Source organism: Streptomyces sp. NBC_01723 (assembly GCF_036246005.1).
Classification (GTDB): Bacteria; Actinomycetota; Actinomycetes; order Streptomycetales; family Streptomycetaceae; genus Streptomyces.
Genome location: NZ_CP109171.1, coordinates 4,598,922 through 4,611,866, shown reverse-complemented (window position 1 = coordinate 4,611,866; position 12,945 = coordinate 4,598,922). Strand labels below are relative to the sequence as shown.

General features: G+C 71.6%; 12 protein-coding genes and 1 pseudogene. 5 read left to right on the top strand and 8 right to left on the bottom strand.

The window, feature by feature from the left end; translation table 11 throughout:
• Positions 1–170 precede the first annotated feature (170 nt).
• Both OIE75_RS21390 and OIE75_RS21385 read right to left on the bottom strand, forming a co-directional pair.
• On the bottom strand, positions 171–1,406 hold the full coding sequence (locus tag OIE75_RS21390; RefSeq protein WP_329471829.1) for an aminotransferase-like domain-containing protein: 1,236 nt from the start codon (positions 1,404–1,406) through the stop codon (positions 171–173).
• A 94-nt stretch (positions 1,407–1,500) separates the two neighbouring features.
• On the bottom strand, positions 1,501–2,880 hold the full coding sequence (locus OIE75_RS21385; protein WP_329471828.1) for a helix-turn-helix domain-containing protein: 1,380 nt from the start codon (positions 2,878–2,880) through the stop codon (positions 1,501–1,503).
• A gap of 210 nt (positions 2,881–3,090) precedes the next feature.
• On the opposite strand from OIE75_RS21385, the gene OIE75_RS21380 reads away from it, so the two are divergent.
• A complete protein-coding gene (locus tag OIE75_RS21380; protein ID WP_329471827.1) occupies positions 3,091–3,840 on the top strand; it encodes a DUF4232 domain-containing protein in 750 nt (249 codons plus the stop codon).
• Between the two features lie 49 nt (positions 3,841–3,889).
• Here OIE75_RS21380 and hemB read toward each other — a convergent pair whose 3' ends face one another.
• The gene (gene hemB, locus OIE75_RS21375) at positions 3,890–4,882 is read right to left on the bottom strand and encodes a porphobilinogen synthase (RefSeq protein WP_307014239.1); all 993 of its coding nucleotides are present in this window, start codon (positions 4,880–4,882) and stop codon (positions 3,890–3,892) included.
• A 101-nt stretch (positions 4,883–4,983) separates the two neighbouring features.
• On the opposite strand from hemB, the gene OIE75_RS21370 reads away from it, so the two are divergent.
• Together OIE75_RS21370 and OIE75_RS21365 are read left to right on the top strand one after the other, a co-directional pair.
• The gene (locus OIE75_RS21370) at positions 4,984–5,442 is read left to right on the top strand and encodes a MarR family winged helix-turn-helix transcriptional regulator (RefSeq protein ID WP_307014237.1); all 459 of its coding nucleotides are present in this window, start codon (positions 4,984–4,986) and stop codon (positions 5,440–5,442) included.
• 55 nt (positions 5,443–5,497) lie between these two features.
• The gene (locus OIE75_RS21365) at positions 5,498–5,917 is read left to right on the top strand and encodes an SRPBCC family protein (protein WP_307014235.1); all 420 of its coding nucleotides are present in this window, start codon (positions 5,498–5,500) and stop codon (positions 5,915–5,917) included.
• On the opposite strand, the gene OIE75_RS21360 is transcribed toward OIE75_RS21365, so the two are convergent.
• Positions 5,914–6,765, bottom strand: coding sequence for a nitroreductase/quinone reductase family protein (locus OIE75_RS21360; protein ID WP_329471826.1), 852 nt, complete (start codon positions 6,763–6,765; stop codon positions 5,914–5,916). The genes OIE75_RS21365 and OIE75_RS21360 overlap by 4 nt on opposite strands.
• A 225-nt stretch (positions 6,766–6,990) precedes the next feature.
• On the bottom strand, positions 6,991–7,983 hold the full coding sequence (locus tag OIE75_RS21355; RefSeq protein WP_329471825.1) for an NAD(P)-dependent alcohol dehydrogenase: 993 nt from the start codon (positions 7,981–7,983) through the stop codon (positions 6,991–6,993).
• Positions 7,984–8,099: 116 nt separating this feature from the next.
• Here OIE75_RS21355 and OIE75_RS21350 point away from each other — a divergent pair, with 116 nt between their 5' ends.
• On the top strand, positions 8,100–8,756 hold the full coding sequence (locus OIE75_RS21350; protein WP_329471824.1) for a TetR/AcrR family transcriptional regulator: 657 nt from the start codon (positions 8,100–8,102) through the stop codon (positions 8,754–8,756).
• 16 nt (positions 8,757–8,772) lie between these two features.
• Here the strand turns inward: OIE75_RS21350 and OIE75_RS21345 are convergent, their stop codons facing one another.
• Entirely contained in the window at positions 8,773–9,777 is a 1,005-nt protein-coding gene (locus tag OIE75_RS21345; protein WP_329471823.1) for a helix-turn-helix domain-containing protein, read from the bottom strand.
• Between the two features lie 639 nt (positions 9,778–10,416).
• On the opposite strand from OIE75_RS21345, the gene OIE75_RS21340 reads away from it, so the two are divergent.
• The gene (locus OIE75_RS21340; RefSeq protein WP_329471822.1) at positions 10,417–11,982 is read left to right on the top strand and encodes an alpha/beta hydrolase; all 1,566 of its coding nucleotides are present in this window, start codon (positions 10,417–10,419) and stop codon (positions 11,980–11,982) included.
• Positions 11,983–12,132: 150 nt separating this feature from the next.
• Here OIE75_RS21340 and OIE75_RS21335 read toward each other — a convergent pair whose 3' ends face one another.
• Positions 12,133–12,273 (bottom strand): hypothetical protein, encoded by a 141-nt coding sequence (locus tag OIE75_RS21335; protein WP_329474171.1) that lies wholly within the window; start codon positions 12,271–12,273, stop codon positions 12,133–12,135.
• A 6-nt stretch (positions 12,274–12,279) separates the two neighbouring features.
• A pseudogene (locus OIE75_RS21330) lies at positions 12,280–12,862 on the bottom strand (IS256 family transposase); the annotation flags it as partial.
• Positions 12,863–12,945 lie beyond the last annotated feature (83 nt).

Here is a 12,945-nt window from a genome sequence, read left to right as displayed (position 1 = left end):
CTTCGTGAGACGGGCGCCGAGTCAGCGCCCGAACTGGTGTCGCACAACGACCAGTTGGCTATCCACCGTTACCTCACACAAACCACTGGAAGCGCACATTCCCCATCCGTACCCGACAGTCCGTACCCGACAGAGGGTCAGCCGAGCAGCCGCAGACCCTCCGGCGCGTTCTACGCCCCCGCGGAGGCACCGGCGCCCCGCAGCCCCGCCCCCAGCCTCCGCAGCCCGTCCGCGATCTCGTCCGGCGTCTGCGTGACGAAGCACAGCCGCAGGGTGGCACGGTCGGGGGCGCCCGCGTGGAAGGGGGCGCCGGGGACGTACGCCACGTCGTGCCGGACCACCTCGGGCAGCAGGGCGGTGGTGTCGTACCCCTCGGGCAGGCGTGCCCAAAGGAACATGCCGCCCTCGGGACGGGTCCACACCGACCCCGCCGGGAGCGCGTCCGCGAGGCCCGCGAGCATGGCGTCCCGGCGGGCACCGTAGGCGGCGGCGACGTGCGCGACGTGCGCGTCCAGGTCGCGGTCGGCCAGGTACCGGGCCGCGGCGAGCTGGTTGACGGTCGGGGTGTGCAGGTCGGCGGCCTGTTTGGCGACCGCGCAGGCCCGGAGCAGATCGGCGGGCGCCCGCAGCCAGCCCAGGCGCAGGCCGGGTGCCATGACCTTGGAGAAGGAGCCGAGCAGCACGGTCCGGTCCCGGGCCCCGGCGCGGGAGGCGATCCACGGCACCCGCTCGCCCTCGAAGCGCAGCTCCCCGTACGGGTCGTCCTCGACGATCCACAGGCCGCACCGCCCGGCGACCTCGGCGACGGCGTCCCGGCGGGCGGCGGTCATGGTGCGCCCGGTGGGGTTCTGGAAGGTGGGGACCGTGTAGAGCAGCTTGGGGCGCTCGCGCACCACCAGCTCCTCCAGCGCGGCGGGGTCGATCCCGTCCTCGTCGCCGGGGACGGCGACGACCCGGGCGCCCGCGAAGCCGAAGGCCTGGAGCGCGGCCAGGTAGCAGGGGCTCTCGACCAGGACGGTGTCGCCGGGTTCGAGCAGGGCCGTGGCGAGGAGCGACAGAGCCTGCTGCGAGCCGGTGGTGACGAGGATGTCCTGGGCGTCGGTGGCCAGTCCGCGCACCGACGTACGGGCGGCGAGCGCGGCCCGCAGGGAGGGCTCGCCCTCGGTGGTGGAGTACTGGAGGGCCCGCGCGGGAGTCTCCGCGAGGACGTCCCGGTACGCGGCGGCGATGCCCTCCGCGTCGAACAGCTCGGGCGCCGGCAGCCCGCCCGCGAAGTTGATCACCTCGGGGCGGGCGGTGACGGCGAGGATGTCCCGTACGGGCGAACCGCCGATCGACCGGGCCCGCGCGGCGAGCGGGGGCAGGGGGGCGGCGGTGTCGGCAGGCGCGGTCTCGGTCAGGGTCATGCCCGCAGCCTAGAGAAGTACGTGCCGCCTACAAGTTCCTTTCCGTGATGCGGACACGCGTGCGGCCTCGCGGCGGACAGGGCGTCACCCGGTGTCAGTCGCCCTCCACGAACTCCCACGCGTCACTGCCGAGGGGGTACGCGTAGTACGAGCTGTCCCGGGAGGCGCTGGTGCGGAACGGCTTGCCGTGGTCGTCGACGCGGGTCGTGCCGTGCCGGCCGCCGCTGGACCACTCCAGCTCCAGGTACCAGCTGACGTTCTGGCCGCTGGTGTGCGCGTTGACGTGGAAGACCTCGGGGTCGGACTCGCTGACGCTGTACGGGAAGTCCCGCTGGCCCCCGATCGGCGTCGCCAGCGGGGTGCCCAGGTCGAGGGAGACGTCGAAGGCCGTGACGTTCACCTGGCCGCCGCAGCCGTTGCCCATCACGTACTGGTTCCAGTCCAGCGCCGGTCCGGTGTCCACCACCCGGACGTGCAGGTCCTCCAGGACCACCGTCTCCGGGCCGGTGCCCTGCACGGTGAGAACGGTCATCTGCCGGTTCGCGGAGACCGCGTTGAGGGGGGTGGCCCAGCCGACGGCGTCCTGCTGCGGGGGCGGCTTCGGCACGTTCTTCGGGCTGCGGTCGACCAGGAAGGCGTGGTCGCAGGGCACGTCCCAGTAGTACGGGGTGGTCGACACGGTCAGCGCGGGGCCGTTGGCGGGTGCCTCCCGGCTCGGCGACGCGGTACCCGGACGGGAGGGGGACGCGGAGGGGGAAGCGGCCGGGGAGCCCGAGGGGGAGCCGGACGGGGACGCGGAGGCGCTCGGGGTGGCGGATCCGGTGGCCGTCCCGGACGCCGAGGCGGAGCTCCGCGCGACGGCGCCGGCCCGACCGTGCCCCGTACCGTCGTCCGTGCCCGGTACGAGGTTCGCCACGAGCGCGACGGCGGCGCTGACGGCCACGACGCCGGACGCGGCGTAGAGCGCGGCGCGCGGGACCCGGCGGCGGGACGGGGCCTGCTCCGCGCTTCCGACGGCTTCGCCGGGCTCCCCGGGCGGCTCCCCGGGCTCCCCGGACTTCCCGAACTCCTCGGACTCCCCGGGCTCCTCGGCGCCCCCGGCGGCCTCGGTCCTCCCGGCCGCCTCTGCCCCCTCGGCCGCCTCTGCCGCCTCTGCCCCCTCTGCCGCCTCGGCCGCCTCGGCCGCCTCGGCCGCCTCCGTGCCCTCGGCCTCCCCGCTCTCCTCCTTCTTCACGCCGCGCAGCGCGTCAGCGCGGATCCAGCGGCGGTGGAGTTCGAGCAGTTCCTCGGGGGTCGCCCGGCACACGCGGGCGAGGCGTTCGACGGAGGCGAACTCGACCGGCACCACCTCTCCGCTGACGTACCGGTGCAGGGTCGAGCCGCTCATGTGCAGCCGCTTGCCCAGTGCCCCGTAGCTGAGCCCGGACCGCTCCTTCAACTCCCGCAGCAGTCCAGCGAAGTCGTCCCCCGCCACCGTTCCACCCTCTCTCGCATCCCCGTGCCGCGTCCCAGAGGGACGTTGTTCCCGCAGGTCAGAGCGTTCCGGGCGTCCCACCGTCCCGTATGCTCCGCGGTCTCTGGCGGCCGGGACGGACCCGACCGCAAGCTGTGGTCATCCAAGCAGCCGCTCCCGGCGAACGGTCGAGCGGCTCACCTCAGTAACCAGATTCACAGGGGGACCTCCATGTCCGCACGCACCACTCGCACCCGCCTGTTCGCCGCCACCACGGTGGCGCTGGCCGCGCTCTCCCTGACGGCCTGTGAGGGCGACGGCGTCGACTCCGGCGCCCCGGCCCCGGCCGCCAACACCTCCGTGGCCGGGAACACCAACCAGCCGTCCGCCAAGGGCGGCTCGGGCGACGCGAAGGAGGACACCGCCCAGGCGCCGAACTCCGGGAACGGCGGCGGCTCGGGTTCCGCCGCGGGCTCGGGTTCCGCCGCGGGCTCGGGCGCCGGCTCGGGCTCGGGCGCCGGCGCGGGCTCGGGCGCCGGCGCGGGCGCGGGCGAAGACCAGTCCGACCCGGGCCTGCCCGGCAAGTGCTCCGCCTCCGACGTGCGGATCACCGCGGCGAACGCGCCCCGCCCGATCAACCACCTGCTGCTGACCGCGACCAACACCGGCTCGAAGACCTGCGCGCTGCCCGAGTACCCGGCGGCCCGGTTCGGCGAGGCCCAGTCGGTGCCGCCCGTCGCGGAGTCCAGCAAGCCTCAGTCGCTGACGACGCTGGCCCCCGGCGAGTCCGGCTACGCGGGCGTGCGGCTGTCGTCCGGCGACGGCAGCGGCGAGGGCGGCTACGACACGCAGACCCTCACCATCCCCTTCGAGGACGGCTCCATCGCCCGGGTCACGCTGCCCTCGGACGGCGTGTTCGTCGACAGCGCCCTGACGGTCACGTACTGGCAGACCAGCGCCGCGAACGCGCTCGAGTACTGAAGGGGTCCGCGCACCCGCACGCCGTGCGTGCGGGGCCGGCACCGGTCGGTCAGCGCAGTGTGCGAGCGGCCTCGGTCGCCCAGTAGGTCAGGATGTTGCGGGCGCCCGCCCGCTTGATCCCGGTGAGCGACTCCAGGATGGCCCGGTCGCGGTCGATCCAGCCCTTCTCGGCGGCGGCCTCGATCATCGAGTACTCGCCGGAGATCTGGTAGGCGGCGACGGGCACGTCCGAGACCTCGGCGACCTTGGCGAGGATGTCGAGGTAGGGGCCGGCCGGCTTGACCATCACCATGTCGGCGCCCTCCTCGAGGTCCAGCGCCAGCTCGCGCATCGCGTCCCGCGCGTTGGCGGCGTCCTGCTGGTAGGTCTTGCGGTCCCCCTCCAGCGAGGATCCGACGGCCTCGCGGAAGGGCCCGTAGAAGGCGGAGGCGTACTTCACGGTGTACGCGAGGACGGCGACGTCCTCCCGCCCGATCTGGTCCAGCGCGTCCCGGACGACGCCGATCTGGCCGTCCATCATCCCGCTGGGGCCGACCACATGGGCGCCCGCGTCGGCCTGGACCTGGGCCATCTCGGCGTACCGCTCCAGGGTGGCGTCGTTGTCGACCCGCCCCTCGGCGTCGAGCACACCGCAGTGCCCGTGGTCGGTGAACTCGTCCAGGCAGAGGTCGGACATGACGAGCAGGTCGTCGCCGACCTCGGCCCGCACGTCACGCAGCGCGACCTGGAGGATCCCGTCCGGATCCGTCCCCGTCGTCCCGACGGCGTCCTTCTTCTCCTCCTCCGGCACGCCGAACAGCATGATCCCGGAGATCCCGGCCTCGACCGCCTCGGCGGCGGCCTTCTTGAGGGTGTCCCGGGTGTGCTGGACGACCCCGGGCATCGCGGTGACCGGCACCGGCTCCCGCACGCCCTCGCGCACGAAGGCGGGGAGGATGAAGTCTGCGGGGTGGAGCCGGGTCTCGGCGACCATCCGACGCATCACGGGGGTGGTCCGCAGCCGCCGGGGCCGGGTGCCGGGAAAGGATCCGTACGTCGTCATGGCTCCTACGCTACGCCCGCCCCACCCGTGCCTTTGCCGACGGGGAGTCGGACCGGGAAGCCCTTGACCTCAACCAAACTTCAGCTTCTACGGTCGGCCCCATGGACTACTCGCACAGCGACACCGAACTGATCCAGCAGCCCATCGGCTACTGGAGCTGGGCCGCCTACAAGGCAGTCGTCACCCGCACCCAGGCGGCCCTCGCCGAGATCGGCACGACCCAACCCCAGTGGTGGGTCCTCGCCCAGGTCGCCGGCGCCGGCACCCCGAAGACCCGCGACGAGATCTCCCGCCTCCTGCGGAACTACCTCGACGCGGGCCCGGAGCTGATGGAGTCGGAGATCGACGCGACCGTCACCCGGGGCTGGATCACCCAGTCCCCCGACGGCCGGCTCACCCTCACCCCCGAGGGCGGCGCCTTCCACGCGAAGGCCGCCGCCCTCCAGCGCGACCTGTGGACGGAGCGCCACGCCGGGATCTCCGACGAGGAGTACCTGACCACCGTGAAGGTGCTCCAGCGCTTCATCCACAACACGGGCGGCAAGGCCTGGCACCACTAGGGCCTGTCCGATTCGTTCAAGAAAGGGCGCGGGGCGGCCCACTACCGTCGCTGCCATGAACGGCACAGGCAGGACAGACAGGCAATCGCGCCACCTCGGCATCCACATCGACCGCACCGTCGACGAGGTCTACGCCTACGCCTCGGACCCGGCCAACCTGCCCGCCTGGGCGCACGGGCTGGGCGGGTCCATGGAGCAGGTCGACGGCCGCTGGTTCGCCGCCTCCTCCCCCATGGGCCGGGTCGAGGTCGCCTTCGTCCCCCGCAACGACCTGGGCGTCCTCGACCACCACGTCACGCTGCCCTCCGGGGAGACCGTCCACAACCCGGTGCGGGTGATCGCCGACGGCACCGGCAGCGAGGTGGTCTTCACCGTCCGCCGGCAGCCGGGGACCGGCGACGCCGCCTTCGAGCGCGACGCCACCACGGTCGCCGCCGACCTGGCCCGCCTCAAGGAAGTGCTGGAGTCCCTCTAGGGCGCGACCGGCGGCCACGGCACCTCGGCCAACAGCGGGAGCAGCACCTCCTCCTCGTAGTCGAGGTGCGCGTTCAGCTGTGCGGACATCTCCGCCAGCTCGGCGCGGAAGCGCCGGGGGTCGGCGCCGGCGATGTCGGCCAGCAGGGCCGCCAGCTCGCCCTGGACGCGGGCGACCGTACGGTGCTCGTCGGCGAGGCGGTCGAAGACGTCGGCCAGGTGGGGGTGGTGGTGGGCGATCCCCGGGAACAGGTGCCCGTCCTCGCTCGCGTGATGGAACTCCAGCGCCTGGCAGAAGGCGAGGCAGCGCTGCCTGATCTGGAGCCCGAGCCCGGGCGGCGCACCGGCCGCCGCCGGGGACGCGAAGTGGGCCTCGACCTCGGCCCCCACCTGCCGCAACTGCCCCCGCAGCCAGGTGTGCACCTCCAGAAGTTTGTCGGCGAGGCTACGGACCTCTTCCGGCGCCTCCCACCCCTCGGGCTCGGCCCGCTCCAGCACGACCACCGGCAGCGGCCTCGCGGTCCGGGCCTGGTGGTCGCCGTAACCGGGCGCCCTCCGTACGACGTAGGCGAACAGCTCCTCGCGCCGGGCCCCCTCGGCGGGCACGGCGAGGGCTTCGAACGACCGGGAGCCGATCTCGACGCCGACGACGGGATGGGCGAGCAGGTTGTGGTACCAGCCGGGATGGCGTGGCGAACCGAGGTGGGAGGCGACGACCAGAAGGGCGCCGCCGTGGCGGACGTAGCCGAGCGTGGTGATGCGCGGACGCCCCGTCCGGGCGCCGGTGGTGGTGAGCAGGAGCAGGTTCCCGTCCTCGTGCGTGACGGGCTGCTGGAATGACGTGGGCATACGGTTCTCGGGTCTCCGGGAAAGTGCGAGAGGGACGACGACGTGCTCAGGGGCTACGTCGTGTCAGGGCGCGGAGTAGGAACGCATCACGGACCCTTGGGGTGAAGGGCGCTCGCCCGATCGCCGGCCGGCCCACTGCTCTTTGACCGGCGCCACGCGGCACCACCCTCATTACACGCACCCGCCCGCAGCCTGTCAACGCACCTCCAGGCGCTTCCGGTTGCCCTAGGCGACCCGGACGACGTGCTTGCCGCGCACCCCACCGGCCTCCAGAGCCCGGTGGGCGTCGGCGACACGGTCGAGCGGGTGGACGGTGTCCACGACGGGCACGAGGTCGCCGTGGTCCACGAGGCGCGTGACCTCGGCCAGCAGCGCGCTGTCGGGATTGCCGCTGAAGGCGCGGATACGGCCCCTGCCGTGCACGGCGGACGCGAGAACGCCGGCGATCCCCGCGAGCGGCCGGTCGAAGTCGATGGTGACGGCGACCATGCGCCCGCCCGGCGCGAGCAGGCGGCGGACGCGGGACTGCTCGGTACCGACGGTATCGAGGACGACGTCGAACCGCCCGAGCGCGGGCAGGGCGGTCGTCCGGTGGTCCAGCGCGTCGTCGGCACCCAGGCCGCGCACGAAGTCGAGGTTCCTCCCGCCCGCGAGCGCGACGACGTGCGCCCCGAGGAGCCTGCCGACCTGCACGGCGACGCTGCCCACGCCCCCGCTCCCGCCCCGCACCAGCAGCCGCTCACCGGGTTGCAGACCGGCCTTGTCGCGCAGCGCGGTCACCGCCGTGGTCGCGCCCGCGAGCAGCGAGACGGCCTCCTCCGGGGTGAGGTTTTCCGGCGCGGACGCGATCCGCCGAGGACTGACGGCGACGTACTCGGCCATGGCACCGGTACTGCGCCCCAGCAGCCCCCACACCCGTTCCCCCTCCCTCACCCCGGAGACGGACGACCCGACCCGGGCCACCTCCCCCGCGAAGTCGATGCCGCACGCCTTGGGGAAGGCCCGGCCGGTCACGAGCCGCACCTTGCCGGTCCGGTCCAGCAGATCCCCGCCGTTGACCCCGGCGGCGCGCACCCGCACCAGCACCTCGCCGGGAGGGACGGCCGGCACCGGCCGCCGGCCGACGTAGAGCACGTCCGGAGGCCCGAAACGGTCGAAGAGAACCGCGTTCATCTCACTCGTGATCTCGCTGGTGATCTCGCTGGTGATCTCGCTCATGGTCTCGTCCCAAGGTCGCGTTCGGGGAGCGCGGAGGCGAGGCCCGCGCCCGCTGCTACGCTCACGCTAGGCACGTAAGTGGACGACACCGTCCACTTGCCGGGAAGTGAGAAACAATGCCTGATCAGACCTCTCACAAGCCGTCCCTGCGCACGGACGCCCGCCGCAACCGCGAGCGCGTCCTGGAGGCCGCGCGCGAGGTGTTCGCGGCCCAGGGCGTCGACGCCCCCATGAGCGCGGTCGCCCGCCGGGCCGGTGTCGGCGTCGCCACCCTCTACCGCCGCTTCCCCACCCGCTCCGCACTGGTCTCGGCCGCCTTCGCCGAACAGCTCAGCGTGTGCGCGGCGGCCTTCGAGGAGGCCATGGCCGACCCCAGCCCGGGGCACGGCCTGTACACCCTCCTGGAGCAGGTGTGCACCACGCTGGTCACCGACCGCGGCTTCGACACGGTGTTCATGGCGGGGTTCCCCGAGGCCCTCGACCACGCCGAGGAACGCGCCTGCGCCGAGGAGCGCCTGTCCCGGCTGATCGAGCGCGCCCGCGAGGCCGGACAGCTCCGCGAGGACTTCGACCCGGCCGACATCCCCCTGCTCCTCCTGGCGGTGAACGGCCTGGCCTGCCAACCCCCCGACGTGGCCCTCCCCGCCGCCCGCCGCCTCCTCGCCTACCTCTTCCAGGCCTTCCAGGCCCACCCGCCGTCCCGCCCCGGGCAGCTGCCGCCCGCGGCGGCGATGGACCTGGCCGGGGTGCACCGGCCAGCGGGACACCCGTAGCCGTGGGTAGGGCGGCTCAGGCTGCCAGAGGTGCGTTGGCGTCCATGGGCAAGTCGGACCGGCAGTCGCGGCAGCGACCGGGTTGCGCGGCCCGGAAGGCCCGCTCACAACCGTCGCAGGTCTGAAAGGGGTCGGGCCCGCTCGCGACAGCGGTCGGGCGCGGTGACGGTGTCGGGACGGCCGGAAGAGGCGGAGGCAGCATTTCGCTCAGCCGATACGCGAGCACACCAGCCGCACGCCTCATGTCCACAGGCAGGTCGAAGGTCAGGACACGATGGATGACATCGGCCGTAGCCCCACGTTCGAACCAGCGGATGACACGCGGAACCAGAGTACTGACGTCTCGGGAAGAGAGGGTGAGGCGGTCGTCGGTACGGCGCAGTCCCGTCAGGAGAGCGACGGCCTTGTCGTGGTGCCGGGACCTCCGCGGCAGGGAAGGAACCGCCGCCGCCGCGCTTCTGGGCATCTCCGGGGCGACGGCAGGCCGCACCCTTGCGGCCACGGGCTCACCGCACCGAATCGGCGTCCGAGCCGACTCCTGGGCTTGGTCACCCTCCGGTGAGGGTTCGTGCGCTCCTTCTGACGAGCGGGGAGCCGCATCCCCGCCCTCCCGCACCACCGCCACAACGCGTCGACGTACGACGGGCGAGACCGCCCGCTCGGGCGTGTGGTGAGCGTACGTACGCGTGACCAGACGCCCCGCCTCCGAACGCTCACGCAACCGCTCGAGATAGCCGTGCTCCTCCAACTCCCGCAGCCCGGAACCGATGCGCTCACGCCCCTCCGGGAAGCGCTCGGCAAGCGACCGGATGTCGACGAGCGCACCCTCCGGCAGCGACAGGATGTGCGTGGCCAGCCCGATCGCGGTCAGCGACAGCTGACGGTGCTGGGCGAGGTGATTACCGATGACGACGTACTGACCCGACTGGTACGTGCGTACGTGGGTGACACCGGAGGGGGTGGTGGACCGGCGAACGCCCTGACTCGGACGCGCTGCAGCGTTAGTCTTCTGCTCAGCCATGGGGAAGGGTCTGCTTCCTTGTTGGTCAGGCCCTCGCCCTGGGATTGCCGTCCCGGCGGGGGCCGATGCATGTGCGTGGGATATTCCAGAGGCATGAACCCGCCTCATGCAGAGACTGCACGCAGCGCCGACCCCCGCGCCACCCATTCGGCCGCTTTTCACCCGCCCGTGTGATCGACGCGGGTTTGGTTGGTTGGGTGGGTAATTTCCCAGGGTTCTTAGGTCTTTTACCGCCCGAAGCCCCGGCCCACGCGCCACCGAGTCCCGCCTTCCCGGGCTCCACTGTCGCGCCCGCCGGGAGCCGGCCCCGGGCGGGTCATCGGACAAGCACTTACGAGTGGTTGGCACGCACCAGAAGGCTGTCGGCCGGATGGCGTCCCGCTTGTGTGGTGTAGGCGATCTCCGCGTCTGAGTGCGCCAGTTCTGCTCCCTTGGGTGCACCGTCTGCCGGTAACTGCTCCCTCTCTGTGTAGCTCAGCGAGTCGTGCGCGCTGTCATCGCTCCCCCATTACATCCGTCACTCGCACCGCTGACGGACGTCACTCGTCACGGCCCCGGCGCCTGGGGATCATGGATTTCTAGGTAACCCCCTTGGCGAGCGGGAGGCCGTTCTCGCGCACTCGCCGTTTAAGGAGAAGCATGCGTACCCGTGCCCGCGTCCATCGAACAGCAGCGGTCGGTGTGACGCTGCTGCTGGTGGGAATGCTCGGTGCCTGCACGTCGTCGAGCGCGGACAAGTCGTCGCAGGAGACCTCGCAGGAGCTGCGGCGCTTCTACGAACAGGAGCTGACCTTCGAGCCGTGCGAGCCCTATGCGAGCAACGAGACCGATGCGGAGCTGTTCGCGAACGACCAGTTCGAGTGCGCCCGCATGGAGGCGCCAATGGACTATGAGGACCCGGGTGGCGAGACGGTGTCGATCGCGCTGTTGCGGGTGCCGGCGAAGGGCGGGGAGCCGGTCGGGTCGTTAATGACCAATCCGGGCGGCCCGGGATACGCGGGCATGAGCTTCGCCCCGCTGATCGCTGCGATGGCGCCCGACAGCCCGGTCCTGGAACAGTTCGACCTGATCGGCATCGACCCGCGCGGCGTCGGCGCGTCCACCCCCACGCTGGACTGCTACACCGAGGCCGAACGCGAGAACGACGAGATGTCGGAGAAGACGACCAACGTCGCGAGCTGGACAGAGGAGGAGACGCGGCAGTGGATGCAGCAGTGCGCCGAGCGCACCGGGAGTGAGGAGTTCCTTTCCAACGTGGGCACCCGCGACGCCGCGCGTGACATGGACGTGCTGCGGGCGGTGCTGGGCGACGACAAGCTGAGCTACTTCGGCGCGAGTTACGGCACACGGCTGGGAGCGGTCTACGCCGAGATGTTCCCCGAGAACGTCCGCGCGCTCGTTCTCGACGGGCCGATGGACCCCTACGCGGGCACCATGGAGCGGCGTAAGCAGCAGTACACCGGCGTGCAGCGCTCGTTCGAGCTGATGGGCGCTTCGTGCACGGAAATGCCGGACTGCCCGCTCGGTTCCGACCCCGAGGCGGTGACCCAACGGTTCCAGGAGATCGTCCAGCCCCTGATCGACGAGCCGGTCCCGGCCGGGGACGGGCGAGTCCTCAGCTTCTCCGACGCGATCGATGGGGTCGTCGCCGGCCTGTACTCGGAGGCGAGCTGGCCCACGATCATCAAGGGCATCCGCGAGGTGCAGAGCGGACGCGGCGACGCCCTGATCGGACTGCATGACGCCTACTACCAGCGGTATGCCGACGGCACTTACAGCAATGCCCTCGAAGCCACCGAGGTCATCAACTGCCTGGACGAGGAACGGCACACCCCGGAACAGGAGTCGAAGCTCAGGCGCACGATGACCAAGATCGCCCCTTTCCTCGACACCGGCCGGCCGCTGGACGACACCCGGAACATGTGTGAGGCGTGGCCCGTGGAGCCGACCCTGGGCTATCCCTACGCCACGGACATCAAGGGCCTGCCCGACACGTTGACCGTCGCTGTCACCGGCGACCCCGTGGCCCCGTACGAGGAAGGTACCCACCTGGCCGAGGCGCTGGAAGGCAGCCTGCTCACCGTCGAGGGCGAGCAGCACGGCGCCGCCCTGATCGCCGGCAATACCTGCGTCGACGACGCCGTCGCCGACTACCTCGTGAACCTCACCTCCCCGCCCGCGAACGCCCGCTGCACCTTCGAATGACCCGGTTCCGCACCGGCCGGTGCGGAACCGTGGCGGTCAGACGATGCCGCCGTCCCCACCTGCACGGCACCTTCGAACACGCCCGAATAGTCGTTTTATTATTGTTTGTACATTTTGGTTCGGTCATGCCTCTTGCTGTGGTGTAGGCGATCAGTCGTCTGACGCGGCTGGTAGGACGGTCGGGGTGTCGGCGTAGAGGGCGTCCATGCTCTCGTTGGAGAGGTAGCGGCGAGGGAAGGCGATCCATTCGTCGTGGAGTTCGGCGAGGACCGCGGTGGCGAGGCGGATCACGGCGGTCGGGTTCGGGAAGACCTGGACGACGTCGGTGCGGCGTTTGATCTCCCGGTTCAGCCGCTCCAGCGGGTTCGTCGACTGGATCTTCTACCAGTGCTGGTGGGGAAAGTCCGCGAACGCGGTCAGGTCTTCCTTGGCCTCCAGCAGCATCTCTCTGAGCTTCGGGAACTGCCGGCCGAGCATGTCGGCGACGGTGTCGAGCTGGGTGCGGACGGCGTCCGCGGTGGGCTGGGCGAAGACGGTGCGGATCGTCGCGGCGACCATCTCCGCCGAGCCTTTCGGGATCACGGCGAAGACGTTGCGGACGAAGTGGACCCGGCAGCGCTGCCGGGCGGCGCCGAGCATGACCTTGCGGATCGCTTTGACCAGACCGCTGTGGCTGTCGGAGATGACCAGGCGGACGCCGTTCAGGCCGCGAGAAGGCTTGGGTCTCGCTGTCGCCGACCATGACGCCGACGACTTCGCGGCCGCCGTCCTGGGTGACGCCGGTGGCGATGACGATCGCCTGGGAGACGATGCGGTGGTCGACGCGGGCCTTGACGTAGGTGGCCTCGAGGAACAGGTAGGGGAAGCGGGTGTGGTCCAGCGGCCGGGACCTGAAGGCGTCCAGCTGTTCGTCGAGCTCAGCGCAGATTCGGGAGACCTCACCTTCGATATCCCGGTGTCGGA

Excerpts from the sequence above, each read along its gene's own strand:
- OIE75_RS21390 (WP_329471829.1), bottom strand. The coding sequence starts at position 1,406 with ATGACCCTGACCGAGACCGCGCCTGCCGACACCGCCGCCCCCCTGCCC.
- OIE75_RS21380 (WP_329471827.1), top strand. The coding sequence starts at position 3,091 with ATGTCCGCACGCACCACTCGCACCCGCCTGTTCGCCGCCACCACGGTG.
- hemB (WP_307014239.1), bottom strand. The coding sequence starts at position 4,882 with ATGACGACGTACGGATCCTTTCCCGGCACCCGGCCCCGGCGGCTGCGG.
- OIE75_RS21370 (WP_307014237.1), top strand. The coding sequence starts at position 4,984 with ATGGACTACTCGCACAGCGACACCGAACTGATCCAGCAGCCCATCGGC.
- OIE75_RS21365 (WP_307014235.1), top strand. The coding sequence starts at position 5,498 with ATGAACGGCACAGGCAGGACAGACAGGCAATCGCGCCACCTCGGCATC.
- OIE75_RS21360 (WP_329471826.1), bottom strand. The coding sequence starts at position 6,765 with ATGCCCACGTCATTCCAGCAGCCCGTCACGCACGAGGACGGGAACCTG.
- OIE75_RS21355 (WP_329471825.1), bottom strand. The coding sequence starts at position 7,983 with ATGAGCGAGATCACCAGCGAGATCACCAGCGAGATCACGAGTGAGATG.
- OIE75_RS21350 (WP_329471824.1), top strand. The coding sequence starts at position 8,100 with ATGCCTGATCAGACCTCTCACAAGCCGTCCCTGCGCACGGACGCCCGC.
- OIE75_RS21345 (WP_329471823.1), bottom strand. The coding sequence starts at position 9,777 with ATGGCTGAGCAGAAGACTAACGCTGCAGCGCGTCCGAGTCAGGGCGTT.
- OIE75_RS21340 (WP_329471822.1), top strand. The coding sequence starts at position 10,417 with ATGCGTACCCGTGCCCGCGTCCATCGAACAGCAGCGGTCGGTGTGACG.